This window comes from Chryseobacterium sp. GVT01B, from assembly GCF_019970045.1.
Classification (GTDB): Bacteria; Bacteroidota; Bacteroidia; order Flavobacteriales; family Weeksellaceae; genus Chryseobacterium.
The window spans coordinates 610,235-631,451 of the sequence record NZ_JAHXYI010000001.1; the positions used below are offsets into that span (position 1 = coordinate 610,235).

Below are 21,217 nucleotides of genomic sequence, written 5' to 3' on the forward strand. Positions count from 1 at the left end.
AAAAATTATTATCTTTGCAAAAATTTTATTCTCACTTAAAACGTTTATAGCATGCAACTGTATAACACCTTAAGCGCAGAAGAAAGAGCTCAACTTATTGATGAAGCCGGTAAAGACCGTCTTACTTTGTCTTTCTATGCGTATGCCAAAATTGAAGATCCCAAAAAATTTCGCGACGAATTATTTATAGCCTGGAACGCACTGGATGCGCTTGGCCGTATTTATGTAGCAAAAGAAGGAATTAATGCTCAGATGAGTGTTCCTGCAGATCAGTTTGAGGCTTTCCGAAATACGCTGGAAGTCTATGATTTTATGAAAGGAATCCGTTTGAATGTCGCTGTTGACCAGGATAACTATTCTTTTTTAAAATTGACAATTAAGGTTAGAAATAAAATTGTTGCTGACGGTTTGAATGATGAAACTTTTGATGTTACCAATAAAGGAATTCACTTAAAGGCTCAGGAGTTCAATAATTTACTTGAAGATCCGAACACAATTGTCGTAGACTTCAGAAACCACTATGAAAGTGAAGTAGGCCACTTTGAAGGGGCGATTACTCCTGATGTGGAAAATTTCAGAGAAAGTTTACCCATTATCAATGAACAGTTACAAGACTTTAAAGAAGATAAAAACCTTTTGATGTACTGTACCGGAGGAATCCGTTGTGAAAAAGCCAGTGCTTACTTCAAACATCAGGGCTTTAAAAATGTTTACCAATTGGAAGGGGGAATCATTGAGTATACCCGCCAGATCAAAGAAGAAGGAATAGAAAGTAAGTTTATTGGTAAAAACTTCGTATTTGACCACCGTTTAGGGGAAAGAATTACAGACGATATTATTTCACAATGCCACCAGTGTGGAAAACCATGTGATAACCATACCAACTGTGCTAATGATGCATGTCACCTTTTATTCATCCAATGTGATGAATGTAAAGCAGCAATGGAAAACTGCTGTTCTACAGAATGCCTGGATACAATACATCTACCTTGGGATGAACAGGTGAAACTAAGAAAAGGACTGCAGGTTGGGAATAAAGTATTCAGAAAAGGAAAATCTGATGCCTTGAAATTCAAAAATTCAGGCGATTTATCTGATAAACCTTTGGCAAAAGCTGAAACAAAGAATATCCGTCAAAAGATTGCTGTTAAAAAGGAATTGATTGGAAAAGCAGAGCATTATTTCTCAAAATCAAAAATTGCACAGTTCTTAATTGAACAAAAAGATTTGTCAGTTGGAGATAAAGTATTAATTTCCGGTCCTACAACAGGAGAACAGGAAGTTACCATTACTGAAATCTATGCCAATGGCGGTCCTTGTGAAACTGCAAATATAGGAGATCAGATTACTTTCGAACTTCCATTCAGAGTTCGTTTATCTGATAAACTGTACAGAATTGTGCAAAACGCATAATCAATAATAGAACTTCAAAGCCTGTCGGTAACAATTATTTCAGTCAAAACAACTTAATAATTATGCTAAAAGCTGAGCTTAGAAAAAAATATACTCAAAAAAGAAAAGCCTTGTCTCCAGATGAGGCTTTCTTGTTATCTGAGAAAATTTTTGAAAATTTCATTCATCATTTTAACCCTCAGGAAGGAGAGAAGGTACATATTTTCATCCCGATTCCGGCAAGAAAAGAAATTGATACCCAAATCTTCATTCACTATTTTTTAGAGAAGAATATCCGTGTGTATGTTCCTAAAATTGTTGGTGATAAGCTTATTAGTATTGAAATCTTTGAAGATACTGTTTTTGAAACCAACAGCTGGGGGATTTCAGAACCTGTTTCCAATGAAAATTCGGGTGAGAATAACTTTCAATATGTGATTACTCCATTGCTGTATTGTGACAGAAAAGGAAACAGAGTAGGGTATGGAAAAGGTTTTTATGATGGGTTATTCCAGGATATCCCGGTAAAGACCAAAAAAATCGGAGTCAATTACTTTGACCCCGAAGAATATGTTGATGATGTCTGGGAAAATGATATTCCCGTCGATTATTTAGTTACTCCTACTGAAGTACTGTCTTTCTTAAGCGGTTGGGAATAGAAATCTAAAAAGTAGAATTTAAATTCCTTTTTGAGCTTGGAAGTAGACAGCAATATGTATTGTGCATTCTTTTCAAAGCTTCCCAAAGATTTGTTTTTACTATCAAAATATTCCACATTAAACTTGGCATAGTCTAATGTATCTTTTTTATAGAACTCTTTATAAACATTCAGGTTACTCACCTTTGCTGTTTTCACTTTCATGCTATCCAGTTCCTTCAGTAATCTTTTAAAGGTCACAGAATCCGGTTTGTGGAAATAGCTTTCCATTTGTGAATAAATAACGGTGTCTATTTCTGTATTTCTGTTTCCGGATAGGTAAAGGGTAGACAGGTCAAAAAGTTCCTGAACTTTCTGTTTGGTAATGGAATTAATCGCCTGCATGCTGTCCATCTGTACTGCAGGATAACTCTTTTCATTGTTGCTGTTTCGTAGCTTATCTAGGTCGCTTACCTCTGAAGTTTTATTATTACAGGCAATAAATAATGCCAGAAGTACGGTAAAAATTAAAAAATTACTTATTCTTTTCATTTGTGGTAGCAATTTTAAATTTGATGGATACAATCTTACCTTTGTTATCCTTTTTCATTTCTATTACATTCAGGTTTTTCAGTGAAGTCGTTGGAGTGGTTACCAGAGTAATGTATTTCTGTTTATCCAGTCTTTCTATTCCGTAGGTATCATTGTCATATACCTGGTAGATCACTGCACTGCTGCTGATCAGATTCTCCAGCTGACTTCTTTTCTGCTTAATAAGAGCAACTTGTTCGTCCGGATTTCCTCCTTTGATATCTTTTATCGAGAAATAATACACTGCCATCTTATAATCATCCGGCTTTAGTTCTATTTTTTCCTCTTCAGGCGCATTCTCAAGGTTTCTATTGACTTCCAGAGGCTCATAGAAAGGAGCGCTGATACGCATTTTTAAATTTTTATCCTTAGTAGAATAATAAAAACACTCACCAGGTTTTATTTTATACATCAATGGAGATTCGTTTTCCTTCACCACCATTATTTCTAAAGTGTTGATTACAGAAACTCCTCTGTCCTTGTCAATGAAACAATATTTATAAGTTTTAGAAAAAAGAACGTCTTTAAATCCTAAAAGACCAGTGATTGTAATTAAAACGGAAGTAACCAATGCCCAGGCGTTCTTTTTAAAGAAATTTTTCTTAGGCGGTGCAGATGAAATTTCAATTTCCTGAGTAGTATTTTTATTTTGGTTAACTTGTTGATTTTCAGTAATTGATTTTTGTAAATCAGTGTTTTCTGGGGTGGTGTTTTCTGTTTTTTTAGGCTGAAATTCAGTTTTTGGAATTTCAGGGGCTGCAGAAACTGTTTTCTCAAGTTCATTGATTTCTTCCTCCTCCAGATTTTCATTTTCCTGCAGCAGTTCACCCGCGAAAAGGTGCAGTTTCTTAAACTCATACCAAGAGTCGTAACCTGCATAAATACTCAATAAATTGAGCATGTCTATCCTTGGTAATTTAGTAACCGGTGAACTTTTGAAATAGGTATAAAATGACTTTTCACTGATGTTACCTTTTGCTTTTTTGCGCAGGTCTTCCTGAAAATATATTATATCAATACCCTTCCACTTGGATATATCATCCTGCGAAGGGGTATGTTCTTTTAAGTATTGACCCTGAACATCCTTTTTTAGCTGCTCAAAGTGTAATAGATCTAAATCTGTCAATTTTTCAAAAAATAATTAAATTGTTGATTATCAGTTATGTTTTTTTGTAAAACTATTTTACAAAGGTATTACAATTATTTTTCATAAACAAATTTTCTAACTGCTATACCTTTGTCTTGTTCAAATAACAGAACAGAAGAAAATTTTATAAAACAATATTAACAAAATTAAATTTAATTTATTATGAAAAAGTCATTATTCGTAGCTGCTATCGCTGCAATCTCTCTAGTTGCTTGTAAAAAAACTGAAGCTACTTCTACTGAAGGAGCAACTGATTCTGCTGCTGCTACTGTAGCTGATTCTGCTGCTGTAGTTTCTGATTCAGCTGCTAAAGTTGTTGATTCTGCTGCAACTACTGCTGTAGAAGCTACTAAAGATGCTGCTGCTGCTACTACTGCTGCTGGTGCTGAAGTTGCTAAAGATGCTGCTAAAGGAGCTGGAGAAGCTGCTAAAGGAGCTGCTGATGCTGCTAAAGGTGCTGCTGACGCTGCTAAAGATGCTGCAAAAGACGCTGCTAAGAAATAATTCTAGCATACGCTTAACAATAAAAGAACCGTTTCACTCAGTGAGACGGTTTTTTTATGCTTAGTCATTGCGAGCCGAAGGTGAAGCAATCTCTTTAATATAAAATGAGATTAAGAATAGTTTATCCTTTCTTTTGCTTTAAAGATTCATAGCAGGTAATCGCTACAGCATTGCTCAGATTTAAAGAATCAATACTTCCGGCCATCGGAATCAGTGTGTTTTTTCCTTTTCCAATCCAGAAATCACTCAATCCTGAATGTTCTGTACCAAATAATACTGCTGAACGCTGTCTGAAATCCCTCTTATAAAGATCTTCAGCACTTTCGTCCATAAGCGTAGTGTAGATATTGAAATTGTTTTTTTGCAAAAATTCCAATGTTTCTTCATTTTCAGCCTGGTATACTTCCATTCCAAAAAGACAGCCTACGCTGGATCTGATCACGTTAGGATTGTAGAAATCAGTTTTTCCGTCAGCAACAATCAGTGCATCTACACCAAATGCTTCACAACTTCTTAAAATAGCTCCAAGATTTCCAGGTTTTTCTACTCCTTCAACAATAATTACTGTTGAATTTTCTTTAGGAATAAATGATGAAAGAGGGGTTTCTTTTGCATGGTAGATTCCGATAATCCCTTCGGAACTTCCTCTGTAAGCGATTTTTTCATATACTTTTTCACTCACATGATGAATTTTCCCTTCCGGAAGAGTTCCTTTAAAGATATTTTCACAGATAAAGAACTCCAGCGGTTCGAAATCATACTGCATGGCTCTTTCATTTTCCTGCTGGCCCTCTACTACAAAAACTTTTGATTTTTTACGAAATCTGTTGTCAGTAAGGAGCTTAGTGACATTTTTTATTTTTTCGTTTTGAAAACTTTCTATCAACATTCCGCAAAATTATGCAAAATTTATCATTGAACTTCTCTGGTTTTGATAAAAAGGCTTTTCCATGTAACTTCAAATGCGATTTTATTTTTTCTTTTTAAATAAATAACAATGGTTATAATAGCAGCAATGGAAAAGAATTTGTAGAGATTTCCATAAAAATTGCCTGAAACATTCTCTGAAACAGTAAAGATTTCCCAGTACAGGTTCATAAAGAAATGAAGAAATATAGCAGTCCAAAGATTATATTCCGATTCAAAATATACCCAGACAAAGAATAAAGACCCAAGAAATGTAATAGTGAATATTTCTATAAGCTCTGTTATATCCTGGCTTTGGTATAAATGGACCTGTGCAAACAATAGAGATCCGAACAGGGCTGATGATAAGAAACCCAGTCTGGTAAACCTATATAATATTCCTATAAGAAAAGCTCTGAAAATAATTTCTTCAAAAAAGGCTGAAGATAATGTGTTGATAAACAGGGACTCAAAATCTATTTTTCCAGCTGTTTTAAAATGAATCAGATATCCGATAAGCATGGGAAGGGTTCCTGTGAAAGCTAAGCTAAATCCCTTGATAATGGATTTGTTCAGAGAAAAAAGATCCGAAGTACTTCTTTTAGGTAACAGAATTTTTAAAGTGATTATCAATGGAATTAAGGTCATTGAATAAGCTATCACATGGGCGATTGATTTGCTGTGAAATACGTTTTTTGAAAAGACCTGAATGCTTTTGAAATAGAATAGATCAAAGAAATAATAGGCTGTAAAACCCAGAATAAAGATTGAAAAGAAGCGGATGTTTTTACTCATATCATTAAATTTTGAGCAAAAATGTAGCTTTAAATCAGTACGTTCAAGTTAATGTGATGAATGACAAAGAATAGTGACGAATGACAAAATTTATGAATTTTGTCTTTGCAGCTGTGGGATAATTTTGGAAATAAAACTTCTTGAAACAGGGATTTCAAAATCAATTTCCGGGAGAATTAATTTATATCCCTGAGCATTTCCTTTAAGGTTCTTGACCTTTCCAAGATTGACAATGTAAGAACGATGGCATTTTTTAATGGAATTGGTTTCGATCTGCTGTAAAGCGTTGGATAAACTGATTCTGACCAGTAATTTTTTTACAATATTATTTTCTAAAAAGTAAAATGTACAATAGCTTTCCATTGACTGAACGCATATAAAATAGTTTTCATTAATGCTCAATTCGATATTCTGTGCTGATATCTGTAATATATTTTCCTGTAATTTAGGAACAGAAACAGGAAGATGCTGAGAAATATTCCGGGCAGTATTTTCATGAATATTTTTTAAATAGATATACCGCGATAAAATATATATGATAGAAATTGGGATGCCGACTGCCAGAGAATAAAGCAACATATAAAAATAATTACCCAGATCAAGTTGTACATGACTCAGAAATAATGAATTATAAAAGTAGGATAAAACTGATTCTAAGAATAAAATGAAAATTATTTTTAAAAGCTCTGCTCCAATATTCCAGTTACTAAAACGGGAAGTCATAAGATTAGCTATGAAAAATGTGGTTCCGAAAATAATGCAATAGGGAAAAAGTAATAAAAACTTATAGGGATGATGAAAGGTTTCCGTACCAAAAGGTTGAAAAATAATCAAAAACAGATACACCAAAATGCCTGCCCCCAGAGAAGAAACGAAAATTTCTTTGAAAGATTCGGACTTTGGATAAGGGTATGATGTAAATGAAAACATAAAATCGGAGATTTAGCTTTCTGATGGATCAATGAGATTGCTGTTGTCAATAAGGCTTTGTGGCAGATCTTTTTTATTTTTGATTCCCAGCGATTTCAATTTTTGAGTCTGGATCACAAGGTTGTCGTTTCCGGCATGAAGCTGTTTGTAAGCATCGTTATAGACGTTTTTTGCCTGGTCAAGATTTCGTCCTACTTTTTCCAGGTTTTCTACAAAACCTACAAATTTGTCATACAATCTGGCACCGCGTTCCGCAATTTCTATGGAGTTTCGGTTCTGATATTCGCGTTTCCAAAGATCAGCAATCAGTTTAAGAGAAGTAATAAGATTACTTGGATTCAGTAACAAAATTCTTCTTTCGTAAGCATAGTTCCAGAGATTCTGATCGGCCTGCATTGCTGCAATATAAGCGGGTTCACTAGGAATAAACATCATCACGAAATCTAATGATTTTCCATAGTCATCATACGCTTTTTGACTCAGTTGATTAATATGGTTTTTAATTGAACCAAGATGCTGGCTCACTTTTATAGCATAAATATCAGCATCAGTTTCGTCTACCAGTTCTGTGAAAGCTGTAAGTGAGACTTTAGAATCGATGATGACATTTCTTTCGTCAGGATATTTTACAACAGCATCCGGACGCATTTTTTTACCGGAAAATTCTGAGAATAAAGCCTTGTTATCTTCATCACGTAATTCATGTTCAAGGAAATATTCCCTTCCTTTTACCAAGCCTGATTTTTCAAGAATACTTTCCAGGATCATCTCGCCCCAATTTCCCTGGGTTTTGCTTTCTCCCTTCAGAGCGCGGGTTAGTTTTTTTGCATCATCAGAAATCTGTTGATTCAGTTCTGCCAGTTCTTTTACTTTTTCAGCAAGAGAGAAACGTTCTTTATTTTCCTTTTCGTAGGCTTCGTTGACTTTGTTTTTTAAGTCAGCTATTTTCTCCTGGAAAGGTTCAAGGATGTTTTTTAAGTTATTTTGATTTAAAGCAGTAAACTTTTCTGTTTTTTCTTCTAAAATTTTATTGGCAAGGTTTTCAAACTGAAGTTTGGAATCTTCCTGAATTTTGATAATTTCTTCTTTTTGGGTATCAAGAGATTTTTGCAGCCCTTCATTCTTAGCAGAAAGTTCAGAGTTTTTAGCGAAAATGTCCTGTTTTTCAATAATATGAGTTTCTATTTGAGATACCTGTCGCTGATTGATTTGCTTCAATTCCTGAAACTGGATGTTTAAGGAAGAATATTCTGCGGAGATTTTAGAAAATTCATTTTTCAGATCATCCAGAAGATCCTGTTGCAGCATATTGGTTTCTTTCTCTTTGCTGATGTTTTGGTTAAGTTCCTGAATTTTCAGGTTTGAATTTTCAAGATCAGATTGATTTTTAATGGATAAGGTATTCAATTCGTCATAAGAACTTCTTGAAACCATAGATGATTTCAATGCAAAATATAATATAACAGCGCCCAATATACCACCGGCAACAAATCCAATAATTAAATATATCATCTCCATTTTCCAAAATTATGAAAAAAGGCTGGAAGCTGCATGTGCAATAATCGTTGTTTGTTCTACTATTTTTAAAGGAGAAATAAACGTCTGGTAATTGTTTTATTGCATTCAATTATTTCCCTCTTCCATTATCTCAGGTTCCTTTCTGAACAAGAATGCCTATATTTATGGGAAATTTCAGTGACTTATGAATATTTTGTTGGTAGAAGATGATCAAAGAATCAGCAATTTTTTGATAAAAGGCCTTTCTGAGGCTGGATACAATCTGACCCTTGCCGACTCAGGAGAAAAGGCTCGTGAATTTCTTCATACCTATGATTTTGATATTATTTTAATGGACATCATGCTTCCCGGTTTGGATGGGATGCAGCTTACGCAGATCATACGATTTAAAGGAAATTATACTCCGATTTTAGTTTTAAGTGCATTGAATAGTCCGGATGATAAAATCAAAATGCTTGATATGGGTGCTGATGATTATCTCTCAAAACCCTTTCATTTTGAAGAACTGATTTCAAGAATTAAAGCGTTAACCAGAAGAAATAAATTAAGCTATCAGAAGGAAGATCAATATTTGTCGTGCGGAAATATTGTCATTGATACGGATCTTCACAAGGTAACGCAGAATGATAAGGAAATAGAATTTTCCCCTACAGAATATAAACTTTTTACTTTCCTGATGGAGAATAAAAATAAGGTATTGAGCAGGACCCAGATTTTGCATAAAGTTTGGGGAATTGATTTTGATAACACCACCAATGTTGTGGATGTTTATATTTCCTATGTCCGAAATAAAATTGATGAAACAGAACAGAAAATTATTCATACCGTAAAAGGAACCGGATATTTAATTAAAGACTGAAAATGACGCTCAGAAATAGATTTACCCTTATTTCAAGCCTTTCATTCGGCATCGTTTCTATCATCACATCTGCGGTGATATTTTTTGCTTATTATGACAGTACTAAGATCTTTTATTTCGAAAAGCTAAGGAATACAGCTCTTATTTCTGCTATTTATTATCTTGAAAAAGATGAACTTCCAAAAGACAGACATGCCCAGATCAAGAAAGAGTACAATCATCTGATTCAGAATAACAGGGTAGCGGTTTACAATCAGAATAACGAAGTTACTTTTGGACATAACCTTAATGATAAGAATATAAAGCTTTCCCATTTGCAGTCAGTCCGGGCTAATAAAGGAATCCAGTTTATGTCTGATAACCAATTCTACTATGGAATTTTTTATCCGGACAATCAGGGGGATTTCGTAGTTTTTGTAAAATCATCAAATGATTCGTTTCAATCCCAGATATTGAGGCTTGCCATTATTATGCTTTCTGTATTGCTGATTGGTTTGCTGGCCATTTATTTTCTAAGCCGGTATCTTTCAAAGGTGGTTTATAAGCCTATTTCAAATGTTGTAGAGCTTATCAATAAAGTGGAGTACAACAATATTTCTACAGCAATTACTTCTACGAATACCAATGATGAGATTGAAGATCTTATTAAATCGTACAATAAACTGCTGGGAAGAATCTCAGAAAATGTGCTTTTACAGCAGAATTTTATCAATTACGTTTCTCATGAATTTAAAACTCCTTTGGCTGCTATCTCCGGAAACCTGGAAGTATTTGCCCAAAGAGACAGAACTCCGGAAGAGTATCGGGAAGTAGCGAAAGAATCATTAGAAAATGTGTACGAGATTGAAAATATTCTCAACAATCTTTTGCTGATGTCCGGAATGACAAAGCTTGAGTCTTCTCATAAACAAATGAGGGTGGATGAGCTCATCTGGAAAATTTATGAGAAATTGGAACCTAAGGCAAAAGAAAATAATTCATCCATTAAAATACAGCTTTGGGTAACAAAACCTGCTTTGCTGGAATTTCCCGGAAACGAAACACTGCTTTACCTTGCTATATATAATATTGTTGAAAATGCGATTAAGTATTCTTACGATAAACCTGTAGTGCTTACTTTGTCTGAAAAAGAAAATCATCTGTATATTGAAATTCGTGACGAAGGACGAGGAATTCCTACAGAAGATCTTGCTAAAATATCCGAAACTTTCTACAGGGGAAAAAATGTAGATACAGTGAAAGGAAGCGGAATTGGTTTGTCTCTTTCAAAAAGTATCTTCGATCATCATCATATTGTTATGAAGATTGATTCTGTTGTCAACACCGGAACAACTGTACTTCTTAAATTTTCGGCTCATTCATAATTGTGTTATTTGTGAAATTATTCGTGTTTTTCGTGTTTTAAAAAGTTCTAATCAAACTCTAATGTTGAACTAACCGAATTCTAATTCTGTTTAAAATTCCCTCTAATATTAGACGAATAGCTTTGTGGTCTTAAAATAAAAGATCTTGAAGAAGCTATTTTTAACCCTATTTTATATTCCCTGTTTCAGTTTCTTTTCAGCGCAGATTTCAGATACTATGAAAATCAGCAGAAAGGAAGCTGAAACTATTTTTCTGGCTAAAAACCTTGACCTTATTGCACAGAAGCTTGAAATTTCACAAGCAGAAGCAAGAACTGTTCAGGCTAAATACTGGCCAAATCCCAAATTAAGCATCAGCGAAGTCAATCTATGGAGAACGTATGACATAGAAGAACAGCCTGCACTCATTGGAAACTGGGGGAAAAATACACAGATCTCTGCTGAAATAGAACAGGTGATTCAGACTGCGGGAAAGAGAAGAAAAAATATTGAGCTTCAGAAAATAGAAGTGGAAGGAGAGAAGTATGAACTGCAGGAAGTATTGCGTGAGCTTAAGAAAACACTGAGAAATACAATCACCGAAATTCTTTACAATCAGGAACAGCAGAAAATCTACCAGGGCCAGATTGCTTCCATTGAGAAATTAACAAAATCCTATAACAATCAGTTAACGCTAGGAAATATCAGCAAAGCCGAATATGTCAGGCTGAAAGCACAGGAAATTGAATTCAAGAAAAAACTGATTTCATTAAAACAGGAAATTGAAGATCAGCAGGTAGAGCTGAAGGCTTTATTGATGCTGCCTTCTCAAACATATCTGGTGATTTCAGACTCATTTGTCATGCCGGAAAAACAACTTTCAGAGCTGGAAGTGAACCAATGGATGGAAAAGGCAAAAGAAAACCGCCCCGATATCATGATTGCAAAAAATAAAGAAAAACACGCTGTCAAAAATCTGGAAATTCAAAATGCCATGAAAACACCGGACGTAGCTGTTTCTATTGGATACGACCGTGGGGGAAATATCATGAAAGACTTTATAGGACTGGGAGCTTCTATGGATTTGCCCATTTTCGACAGAAACAAAGGGAATATCCAGGAAGCGAAACTTGAAATCGAGAAAAGTAAGCTTGAGACTCGTAAAAATATGCTCAAATCAGAAAATGAAATTGTCTCTGTTTTCAGAAACTATATCAGAACACAGCAGGTTTCAGAAGAAATCGATGAAAGCTATGAATCTACATTGGATGGTTTGCTGGTAAGTCATGAGAAAAATTTCAGACTAAGAAATATCAGCATGCTGGAATACATGGATTTTCTGGATACCTATATCGGAAACAAAATGATCATACTGGATACAAAAAAAGAACTTAATCAATACTACGAAAACCTGCAGTATGTTGTGGGACAAGACTTATAAGATATGAACAAAATGATTACAAAATACATTGCTGCGGCCTACCTGTCTGCCCTCATTATTTTTACAGGCTGTGCCGGAAAAGAAGAAAATAAGGAAACTGAAAAAAGCTATTGCATCAGTAAAGAGCTTAAAAAAGATATTAAGCTTGTTAAAGCAGAAATGCTTCCCATAGAAGAAAGTATCACGCTCACCGGAGAAGTGGAAAGCAATTCGGATAAAACAGTTCCTTTTGTAAGTCTTGTAGACGGAGTTGTGATGGATACCTATTTCTCCCTCGGAGATTATGTAAAAAAAGGACAGACGCTGGCGAGTGTAAAAAGTACGGCTGTCAACGAAATGCAGGATGATACTCAAACTTTGCAGGCTCAGCTGGCAGTAGCGAAGAGAAAGCTATCTTCTGTAGAAGCGATGTATAAAGATGATATTGCCTCTCAGAAAGATTTGCAGGAAGCAAAATCGGAAGTCGCCATTTTGCAGTCTAATATTTCCAAGACACAGAAAAATATGCAGCTGTATTCAGCAGGTGGGAATACCATTCAGATCAAAGCGCCTGCAGACGGATATGTTATTTCAAAAAATATTTCCAAAGGAATGCCGGTTACAGCAGGTGGAGACCAGCTTTTTACCATTTCCAATCTGGATAAAGTATGGGTAATGGCGAATGTTTACGCAACCAATATGAGACACGTTTATGTAGATCAACCCGTAGTGGTGAAGACTCTAGCTTATCCGGATGACAGTTTTTCCGGAAAGATTGATAATATTTCCCAGGTTTTCAATGAAAATGAAAGAGTACTCAAAGCGAAAATCATTATGGATAATAATGGAATGAAGCTAAGACCGGGAATGTCCGCAGATGTTGTATTGCCGGTGAATTCACAAAATAAAAGTGCATTGGCTATTCCTGCCAAAGCTTTAATCTTTGATAATAACCAAAGCTATGTCGTAGTCTACAAAAAAGACTGCGAGCTTGAGATAAGACCCGTGACAGAGATTGCTTCCAATAGCCAGTATATTTATGTAGAAGGCAATTTAAAACCAGGTGAAAATGTCATTGCTTCCAACGGACTGCTGATCTATGAGAACCTGAAAAACCAATTAAATAATTCCACGAAGTAATGCGAAAATTTGTACAGAATATAGTTTCCTTCTCTTTAAAAAACTCATTGATTGTTCTTTTGGGAACTTTTCTATTGCTTGCCGGAGGAATCTATTCCTATATACATACTCCTATTGAAGCATTTCCGGATGTTACCAATACCAGGGTAAGAGTCATTACCCAATGGCCGGGAAGAAGTGCTGAAGAGATAGAAAAATTTGTCACCTTACCCATTTCAAAGGAAATGAATGCCATCCCGAATAAAACATCGGTGCGTTCTATTTCCCTTTTCGGATTATCTGTGGTTACTGTGATTTTTGATGACCATGTCAATGATTTTTATGCCCAGCAATACGCGTCAAATAAACTGGGAAATGTAAATCTTCCCGCAGGAGCCGAATACAGTATTGAGCCTCCTTCCGGGGCAACCGGTGAAATTTACCGGTATATCATTAAAAGTAAACTTCCGATCAAAGAAGTTACATCCATTCAGGATTGGGTAGTAGAAAGAGAATTGCTGGCCGTTCCTGGTGTAGCAGATGTAGTGAGCTTTGGTGGAGAAGAAAAAACATATGAGATAAAAATTAATCCTACGGAATTACACAATTACGACCTTTCCCCTCTGGATGTGTATGAAGCAGTTTCGAAGAGTAATATCAATGTAGGAGGAGATGTAGTGGCAAAAGGAGATCAGGCTTATGTAGTGAGGGGGATTGGTCTTTTAGAGAAAAAAGAAGATATTGAGAATATTCAGATCGAGGTGAAAGGTTCTACGCCAATTCTGGTAAAACACGTTGCTGAAGTAAAAGTTTCCGCAAAACCAAGATTGGGACAGGTAGGATATAACAAGGAAAATGATGTTGTAGAAGGAATTGTCATTATGCTTCGAGGTGAAAACCCAAGCGAAGTGATTGCAAGACTGAAAGACAGAATAGAACAGCTGAATGGAGGAGAACTGCCGGGAGATGTTCAGATTGTTCCGATTATTGACCGGACAGAACTGGTCAATACAACTGTTCATACCGTTTCCAAAAACCTTATTGAAGGAGTTATTCTAGTTTCCATCATTGTATTTATATTCCTTTACAACTGGAGAACAACCTTTATTGTAGCATCGGTAATTCCTTTGGCTTTCCTGTTTGCTATAATTATGCTCAAAATTCAGGGTTTGCCGGCCAACCTGATTTCAATGGGAGCGCTGGACTTCGGACTGCTTCTGGAAGGAACACTCGTCATTGTTGAACACGTCTTTGTTGCCCTCGAGGTTAAGGCCAAGAAAATAGGGCTGAAGAGATTCAACAAAATATCAAAACTGGGAATCATAAAGAAAAGCGCAGGAAGCGTAGCAAGTTATATTTTCTTTGCCCTGTTGATTCTTATCGTTGCCCTGATGCCGATTTTCTCTTTCCAGAAAGTAGAAGGTAAAATGTTTTCTCCTTTGGCATTTACACTTGGATATGCTTTATTAGGATCGTTGATATTAAGTTTAACGTATGTTCCGGCAATGTGTAAACTTTTACTGACGAAAAATATTGAAGAAAAAGAAAACTTTATTTCAAGATTCTTCAGAGTCAATATCTATAGAATTTACGAATTCAGTGACCGTCACAAAAAAGGATTTATCATTGGTTTTGTTGCTTTGCTTGCAGTCTGTGGATGGAGATTCTCCAATTATGGATCTGAATTTTTACCTAAACTGAATGAAGGTGCCATCTATGTAAGAGCAACTCTGCCGAATAGTGTCAATCTGGATGAATCTGTGCGGTTAACCAAAGAAATGAAAGAAATTCTCATGAAATATGATGAAGTGAAATTTGTAATGACTCAGACAGGCCGCCCGAATGATGGTACCGACCCTACAGGTTTCTTTAATATCGAATTTAATATTCAGCTGAAACCGGAAAATGAATGGAAGAAAAAAATATCCAAAGACGAACTTCTCGAAGAAATGAGAGTTTCCCTGGAAAAATATCCGGGAATCAATTTTGGATTCAGCCAGCCAATTCAGGATAATGTGGAAGAATATGTAGCAGGGGTAAAAGCTCCGTTAGTCATTAAAATTTTCGGGAATGATTTATTTGAACTAGAAAATTACGCCAATAAAGTGGCCAATTCTATCAGAACGGTTCCGGGGATATCGGACGTCAATGTGTTCAAAAATATCGGACTTCCGGAATTAAGAATACAGCTTCATGATTCCAAAATGGCAAAATATGGTGTTTCCACAGCAGATGCGCAGGCCGTGATTGAAATGACGATCGGAGGACAGGCTGCAACCAAATTTTACGAAGAAGAAAGAATGTTTGACGTCATGCTTAGGTTTGAAAAGCAATACCGTGATACACCGGAAAAAATGGGAAATATTCTCATCCCAACTCAGGATAATAAAAAAGTGCCGTTGAAAGAAATTGCCACCATAGATTATCACACCGGACCGTCATTTATTTACCGCGAAGGAAACAGCAGATATATCGGAGTCGGATTTAATATTGAGGGACGTGACCTTGGAAGTACTATTAAAGAAGCCAAAGCGAAAGTAGATAAAGAAGTAAAGCTTCCGAAAAATCATAAAATGACGTGGGCCGGAGAATTTGAAAGTAAAGAAAGAGCGGCAAAACAACTGGCTATGGTTGTACCGATTTCTTTAGTTCTTATTCTGATGCTGCTGTATTTCAATTTCGGAAACATAAAAGACACGCTGATCTCTTCCATTACACTGGCATTTGCGTTTATCGGAGGATTTTTATCCCTTTGGTTTACGGGAACCATCTTCGGAATCTCAGCCGGAATCGGGTTTATCATCCTTTTCGGAGTGGCAACCATAGACGGTATCGTCCTGATTGGGGTAATGAAAGAGAATCTGCAAAACAGAATGTCACTCAAAGAATCCATTGCAGAAGGAGTGAAGAGCAGGATCCGTCCGGTAGTAATGATTGCCTTAATGGGATCTATGGGACTTCTCCCTGCAGCGATGTCAAACGGAATGGGTTCGGAAATCCAGAAACCTTTAGCCATCATGATTGTAGGAGGATTGATTATCTGTATGCTGCTGTCATTTACTGTGTTACCAATTATTTTCCATTATGCTTATCGTAAAAAGCATAAGGAAGCAATATAGTTTCTTTTATTTTGTTCATTATGAGCCGGGATCCGTGAGGAAGATCCCGGCTTTTTTATGAGTTTTTTGTAGATTCTAAAATTTCAATATTTTTCACTACATCACTGCTTTCACATTTTTTTAATTCTTTTAAAAGGGAAGGAGTGAGTATTTTTGGATTCAGTATTTGTGTAGCGACTTTTGCTGCTGCATAATCTACAATGTCTATCACGGATTCTCTTAAGAAATTGGGAGTATTGGATGCAATGACTGCAGTTGCCCAGGAAGTATCCCTTGCTTTGGAAATGGCAAAATCAAGTACGGCATTGTCTTTCCCATTGGATAGTTTATCAATAAGATCTACTGGATAACAAATTTTGTTTAAAGAGTTTTGTACATTCTGATTAATGGAAGCAATGATAGTATTGATGTTTTCAAAATCTTTTTTCAAAGGATTTATTTTCCGGTAAGGCATGATTGAAGCTGCAGAAATACCAAGGTCGAGATTGATGTGTGCATTCATTCCCAAAAATATATGCTGTAGGATCAACAGGTTTTTATTTTTGCTGGCTTCAAAGGCAATATACCATGAATTTGTACATTTCTCTCCTTTACTGTAACTCACCCATGCCTGAATATATCTCTGTGCAAAAGCGAGATCCAGTAATGTCATTCTTGGATTGTCTTCAAATTTTTTTTGTTGAATACCTTTCAGAACCTGTGCCGTCATAATTCTATAGGTACATGCAAAATATCCTGCCGGACTTTGATTTTCTTTACACCAAATGATAATTTCATCCAGTTTTTTAAGAACTTCTTCAATGGTTTTCATGGTGGGTTTTATTTATTTAAAGATACTAAAAAAGTGAGCCGAAAAGCTCACTTTATGTATTGTTCGTTCAGATTATGGGGTGATTATAATCGGATCTGGAAAAGGTTCAAGAACCAATGGTTTACACATTGCTGCCGGTTGGCAGGTTCCCCCCATGCATATAAAATTAGTCATGGTGGTAGTGCCATCAGGACATCTGATCATGCCTTCACCGTGGCATCCTCCGGGACATTCTGCCGGATAGAGTGTTCCTCCAAATACATCTTTCAAATCTGTTCTTAAAAGTTTTGTTAAGTTCTTTTTCATGGTTTAATTTTTTTTGTTTAGTAAATTAAATTCTTAACACTCTTATAATTAAATAAGTATGTTAAAAAATATTGAACTAAAATAGTAAATTATTCTATGATGATTGAATTAATTGATGAGAAATGTTAAAATGGAGGTTAGATTTTTTAAAATGCCAAATAAGTTTAAAATAAAAGAATCTCAATTAGATTTGAAATTTAGCTATGAATAGTATAGCGATGTGATTTCTGTTTATTTCTGCTTTATTTTTGCCTCCAGTTTAGGCAAGTCTTTTTTATATTGTTCCGCATCCCATTTCATTTGCCAATTCTTTACATATTCTGCCAATGGAGGAAGTCCAACATCTGCGCGTCTTTTATCTACATTTTCAGGATCTTCCAGTGGAGATACATAATATACTTGTGTTTCAGGATCACGTCCAATCTGACTGCCGTAAATTTGTCTTTTGCCTTGCCTCAGGGCCACCCTGTCTTCGAGAAGGGCCAGACTGCCGCTTTGTGCTTTACCATTTTTTACAGCATCTCTCATCATAGGTAAATATTTTTCCTGTGTTGCCTGATCTGCATGTTGGATAACAAGAAATAATGTAACGCTTCCCTGTCCGCCCACAACATCAGGACCCAGCCAGCCATATTTATCAAGAATGGCTTTTACCTCAATAAGATTTAGTGAATCTTTTTTATTGATAAGCCGCCAGTGCTTGTCCATTTCTTTTGAATTTCCACCGTATTTTTTTTCAATGCTATCGATTTGTCGTCTGTACTTTTGGTCTTCATTATAAATATTACCAAGCTTTGCTACCAAAGGTTTATTCAGATTTGCTTCTGCTTTTTCCTGATTATGTTTGATTTTTTCGATGAGAGGCTTCCATCGTTTATCATTATGTAAAGAGCTAAGGTCTGTATCCTTAGTTATATGGTTGTAATTACTGAATTTTGCTGCAATCCTGTCAAGTTGGAAAAATGCGCTGTCTGGCACTGATGCCATTGCCCAGGAGCATGCTGCGTTATACCTGTCATTTAGAGATGCTTTCCAGCCGTTAGATTTAAATGCTTCTGAATAGTTGCTGGCAGAGTTTTTGAAATCCTTGGCTTGGTAAAGAGATTCAGCCGCTTTTACTTTATCAGTGTATTCTTTGGGAACAGCTTGTCCGAAGAGTAGTTTTGTTGATGCTAGACACAGCAAAACGAATAGTCTTATTTTCATGGTTATTATTTTTTTTGAGTTTGGTAATTTCTGGTTTTGTTGGAAGAAGTATTGAAATAGTTATTTTTTGTCTTCCTTTAGTCTTTTAATTTCTTCTTTTAATAAAGTCATATGTTCTTAAAGATTATCATTTTTTTAAGGTGATATCACGGGTTTTCCTTTGTAATCTCTTCGTGATGCTTTAAATACAATGGTAAAGCAGCAGAACCATACCATGGGAAAATTTCATAACTAAAGACTCCGGCTTGTACAGCGGGATCTGTTTTTACCCATTGCTCAGCTTCTTCCTTAGATTTGGTATTGAAAATAAACATTCCGCGGTAGTTTTCTTTATTCTTTTCAAGGAAAGGACCGGCTACTATAATTTTGCCTTCATCTGCCAGTTTCCCAATATTAGCCATATGACCTTTCATGAGTTCGCCCATTTTGGCTTTGTCTTCAATCTTAACAGAACCTGTTGTCAGCATGACAATAGTATAGGGTTTCATCCCATATTGATCAGCTCCTAATGAAGTTGCCAGTTCCTGATTATATTTAGGTTTTTCTGCTTTCTTTTCCTGTGCAAATGACAATGCTGATATGAGCAGGCATGCGGTTAATAATGGTTTTGATTTCATCTTGTTTTATTTTGATAAATATAATAAAAAACCTTAAAGATTTATGAGCGCTGAATTTCAAAAATGATATGATACAAAAAAACCTCGATGGTTACGAGGTTATATATAATTTTTTCAGATGGGTTTATTTTAATCTTTTATTCTTAGAAATTCTTTGGCCAGTTCAATCATCTTGGGATCACCTGTATACTTTCCATGTTCATCGGAAAGTTTTACTGTAGGAATCCATTCTTTATTTGGAGCCTGTACACCAATAAGTTTCATTACGATGTTCATTGGTTTTAATCCTACATCATTGGTAAGATTGGTTCCTATCCCGAATGAAATACCAATTTTTCCTCTGCAGTAATTGGTAATTTCTTCTACCTTTTCAAGATTTAAAGCATCCGAAAAAATAATATATTTAAACATAGGATTGATGCCATTCTTTTGATAGTGAGCAATAGTTTTATCTGCAAATTCTAATGCATCTCCACTGTCATGACGAACACCGTCAAAAAGTTTTGCAAATTTTTTGTCAAATTGCTGGAAGAAAACATCCGTAGTATAAGTGTCTGAAAGAGCCACTCCAAGATCCCCTCTGTATACATCTACCCAATGTTCCAGAGCCATTTCGTTGGCCATTTTGAATCCGTATTCAGCAGCATGGAACATAAACCATTCATGTGCATGGGTTCCGATAGGCTTTACACCGTATTTCATCGCAAAATGTACATTAGAGCTTCCGATAAAGGTTGAGTCTCTTTTTTGAGTTAATGCTTCCATTACCAGATTCTGTACCTTATAAGAATGTCTTCTTCTGGTCCCGAATTCTGCAAAAGTTACTCCAAGTCTGCCTAATGAATCTGCTTTTTCAATCGTTTTACTCATCACCACCTCATTGGAATCTCTTTCCATATGGTTCATCTCATAGTGAAGCTCACTGATCAAGGCCAGTAAAGGAACTTCCCATAGAATTGTTCTGTACCAAAGTCCTTCTACAACAACGGAAAGATCGCCTCCTTCCTGATGTATTTTTACTTCAGACGGGTCATAATGATACCCTTCCAAAAAATCCAGATAAGGAAGATCAATATAAGGACATGTTCTTGCCATGAACTTTTTCTCGTCTTTCGTAAGTTTAAGTTCAGCCATTTTATTAACAGCTTCTCTTAAAGCAACGTCAAATCCTTCCGGAAAGTGGTGTTTTCCCCTGTTGATAAATTCGTATTTTACAATAGAACCAGGGAATAGTTTTACCACTGCATTCTGCATGGTTATTTTATAAAAATCATTATCTAGGATAGAGTTCAGTCTTACGTCGTTCATGATATGTGTAATTTTAACGCAAATGTAAAAATAAATAATAAAATCGCCTAAATGTAAGGCGATTTTTTTGAAATATTTCAATGCATTTTATGGAGTTATTTTCCAAGATAAGAATTGTACATCCAAACTTCCTTCTCCTGTTCTGTAATATAATCGCTCATTTGCGAATTGGTACCTTCATCTCCTGCTTCATCTGTAATATCTAAAAGTTCTCTCTGCAGATCAATTACTACTTTGAAAGAGCTTAAAATCAGCTCAACACTTTTGGTGCCATCAGTTACTTCTTTGCTTTCTTTGATGGTTGCTACCTTTAAATAATCTGAGTAATTGTGTGCAGGAATAGCTCCCAATGTCAGGATTCTTTCCGCAATCTCATCAATCTTTAAAACAAGACTGTTGTACAACTCCTCGAATTTTGGATGAAGGGTAAAGAACTGCTCTCCTTTGATGTTCCAGTGAGAACCTCTTGTATTCTGGTAAAACACAGAATAATTGGCTAACAGTACATTTAATTTTTCTGAAATCTTTTTACAATCGGCTTCTTTAAGGCCAATGATACTAGCATTTTTCATATGTATATATTTATTTTTTTAGGATTATATACAATCACCGCTTCTATGAAATATAACGAAGCTTTATTGTTGTGATTGATAGTCTATCATTTTGTATATCCCAAATTTACGAAATAT

General features: G+C 35.6%; 20 protein-coding genes. 8 read left to right on the forward strand and 12 right to left on the reverse strand.

Features of this window, described 5'->3' with window-relative positions; genetic code table 11:
* Positions 1–51 precede the first annotated feature (51 nt).
* Both LC457_RS02750 and LC457_RS02755 read left to right on the forward strand, forming a co-directional pair.
* Positions 52–1,413 (forward strand): rhodanese-related sulfurtransferase, encoded by a 1,362-nt coding sequence (locus LC457_RS02750; protein ID WP_223598513.1) that lies wholly within the window; start codon positions 52–54, stop codon positions 1,411–1,413.
* A gap of 62 nt (positions 1,414–1,475) precedes the next feature.
* Positions 1,476–2,051 (forward strand): 5-formyltetrahydrofolate cyclo-ligase, encoded by a 576-nt coding sequence (locus tag LC457_RS02755; RefSeq protein ID WP_223598514.1) that lies wholly within the window; start codon positions 1,476–1,478, stop codon positions 2,049–2,051.
* On the opposite strand, the gene LC457_RS02760 is transcribed toward LC457_RS02755, so the two are convergent.
* Together LC457_RS02760 and LC457_RS02765 are read right to left on the reverse strand one after the other, a co-directional pair.
* Positions 2,000–2,581: a hypothetical protein gene (locus tag LC457_RS02760; protein ID WP_223598515.1), complete on the reverse strand. Its 582-nt coding sequence runs from the start codon at positions 2,579–2,581 to the stop codon at positions 2,000–2,002. The two genes, LC457_RS02755 and LC457_RS02760, sit on opposite strands and share 52 nt — an antisense overlap.
* Positions 2,565–3,746, reverse strand: coding sequence for a hypothetical protein (locus tag LC457_RS02765; protein WP_223598516.1), 1,182 nt, complete (start codon positions 3,744–3,746; stop codon positions 2,565–2,567). Before LC457_RS02765 ends, LC457_RS02760 begins: the two co-directional genes overlap by 17 nt.
* A 183-nt stretch (positions 3,747–3,929) precedes the next feature.
* Between LC457_RS02765 and LC457_RS02770 the strand changes: the two genes are divergently transcribed.
* A complete protein-coding gene (locus LC457_RS02770) occupies positions 3,930–4,271 on the forward strand; it encodes a hypothetical protein (protein ID WP_047376546.1) in 342 nt (113 codons plus the stop codon).
* A 121-nt stretch (positions 4,272–4,392) separates the two neighbouring features.
* Here LC457_RS02770 and LC457_RS02775 read toward each other — a convergent pair whose 3' ends face one another.
* The 4 genes from LC457_RS02775 to rmuC form a co-directional block, all read right to left on the reverse strand.
* Complete coding sequence (locus LC457_RS02775; protein WP_223598517.1) at positions 4,393–5,160, reverse strand: RNA methyltransferase; 768 nt, start codon at positions 5,158–5,160, stop codon at positions 4,393–4,395.
* Positions 5,161–5,183: 23 nt separating this feature from the next.
* A complete protein-coding gene (locus tag LC457_RS02780; protein ID WP_223598518.1) occupies positions 5,184–5,972 on the reverse strand; it encodes a CPBP family intramembrane glutamic endopeptidase in 789 nt (262 codons plus the stop codon).
* 90 nt (positions 5,973–6,062) lie between these two features.
* Positions 6,063–6,902 carry a LytTR family DNA-binding domain-containing protein gene (locus tag LC457_RS02785; RefSeq protein ID WP_223598519.1) on the reverse strand — a complete coding sequence of 280 codons (840 nt, stop codon included), beginning with the start codon at positions 6,900–6,902 and terminating at the stop codon, positions 6,063–6,065.
* Between the two features lie 12 nt (positions 6,903–6,914).
* Positions 6,915–8,420, reverse strand: coding sequence for a DNA recombination protein RmuC (rmuC, locus tag LC457_RS02790; protein ID WP_223598520.1), 1,506 nt, complete (start codon positions 8,418–8,420; stop codon positions 6,915–6,917).
* A gap of 184 nt (positions 8,421–8,604) precedes the next feature.
* Here rmuC and LC457_RS02795 point away from each other — a divergent pair, with 184 nt between their 5' ends.
* From LC457_RS02795 to LC457_RS02815, 5 genes are all read left to right on the forward strand, one after another.
* Positions 8,605–9,279, forward strand: a complete 675-nt coding sequence (locus LC457_RS02795) for a response regulator transcription factor (protein WP_223598521.1) — start codon at positions 8,605–8,607, stop codon at positions 9,277–9,279.
* Positions 9,280–9,281: 2 nt separating this feature from the next.
* A complete protein-coding gene (locus LC457_RS02800) occupies positions 9,282–10,643 on the forward strand; it encodes a HAMP domain-containing sensor histidine kinase (protein WP_223598522.1) in 1,362 nt (453 codons plus the stop codon).
* 145 nt (positions 10,644–10,788) lie between these two features.
* Complete coding sequence (locus LC457_RS02805) at positions 10,789–12,063, forward strand: TolC family protein (RefSeq protein ID WP_223598523.1); 1,275 nt, start codon at positions 10,789–10,791, stop codon at positions 12,061–12,063.
* A 3-nt stretch (positions 12,064–12,066) separates the two neighbouring features.
* Positions 12,067–13,182: an efflux RND transporter periplasmic adaptor subunit gene (locus LC457_RS02810; RefSeq protein ID WP_223598524.1), complete on the forward strand. Its 1,116-nt coding sequence runs from the start codon at positions 12,067–12,069 to the stop codon at positions 13,180–13,182.
* On the forward strand, positions 13,182–16,280 hold the full coding sequence (locus LC457_RS02815) for an efflux RND transporter permease subunit (protein WP_223598525.1): 3,099 nt from the start codon (positions 13,182–13,184) through the stop codon (positions 16,278–16,280). The genes LC457_RS02810 and LC457_RS02815 overlap by 1 nt, the downstream gene beginning before the upstream one ends.
* Before the next feature lie 55 nt (positions 16,281–16,335).
* On the opposite strand, the gene LC457_RS02820 is transcribed toward LC457_RS02815, so the two are convergent.
* From LC457_RS02820 to LC457_RS02845, 6 genes are all read right to left on the reverse strand, one after another.
* Complete coding sequence (locus tag LC457_RS02820) at positions 16,336–17,091, reverse strand: DUF5995 family protein (protein ID WP_223598526.1); 756 nt, start codon at positions 17,089–17,091, stop codon at positions 16,336–16,338.
* 72 nt (positions 17,092–17,163) lie between these two features.
* Positions 17,164–17,397: a hypothetical protein gene (locus LC457_RS02825; RefSeq protein WP_077413577.1), complete on the reverse strand. Its 234-nt coding sequence runs from the start codon at positions 17,395–17,397 to the stop codon at positions 17,164–17,166.
* Positions 17,398–17,628: 231 nt separating this feature from the next.
* Positions 17,629–18,603, reverse strand: coding sequence for a DUF6624 domain-containing protein (locus tag LC457_RS02830; RefSeq protein WP_223598527.1), 975 nt, complete (start codon positions 18,601–18,603; stop codon positions 17,629–17,631).
* Between the two features lie 146 nt (positions 18,604–18,749).
* The gene (locus LC457_RS02835; RefSeq protein WP_223598528.1) at positions 18,750–19,220 is read right to left on the reverse strand and encodes a YciI family protein; all 471 of its coding nucleotides are present in this window, start codon (positions 19,218–19,220) and stop codon (positions 18,750–18,752) included.
* Positions 19,221–19,349: 129 nt separating this feature from the next.
* The gene (pncB, locus tag LC457_RS02840) at positions 19,350–20,528 is read right to left on the reverse strand and encodes a nicotinate phosphoribosyltransferase (protein ID WP_223598529.1); all 1,179 of its coding nucleotides are present in this window, start codon (positions 20,526–20,528) and stop codon (positions 19,350–19,352) included.
* 95 nt (positions 20,529–20,623) lie between these two features.
* On the reverse strand, positions 20,624–21,100 hold the full coding sequence (locus LC457_RS02845) for a Dps family protein (protein WP_047380538.1): 477 nt from the start codon (positions 21,098–21,100) through the stop codon (positions 20,624–20,626).
* Positions 21,101–21,217 lie beyond the last annotated feature (117 nt).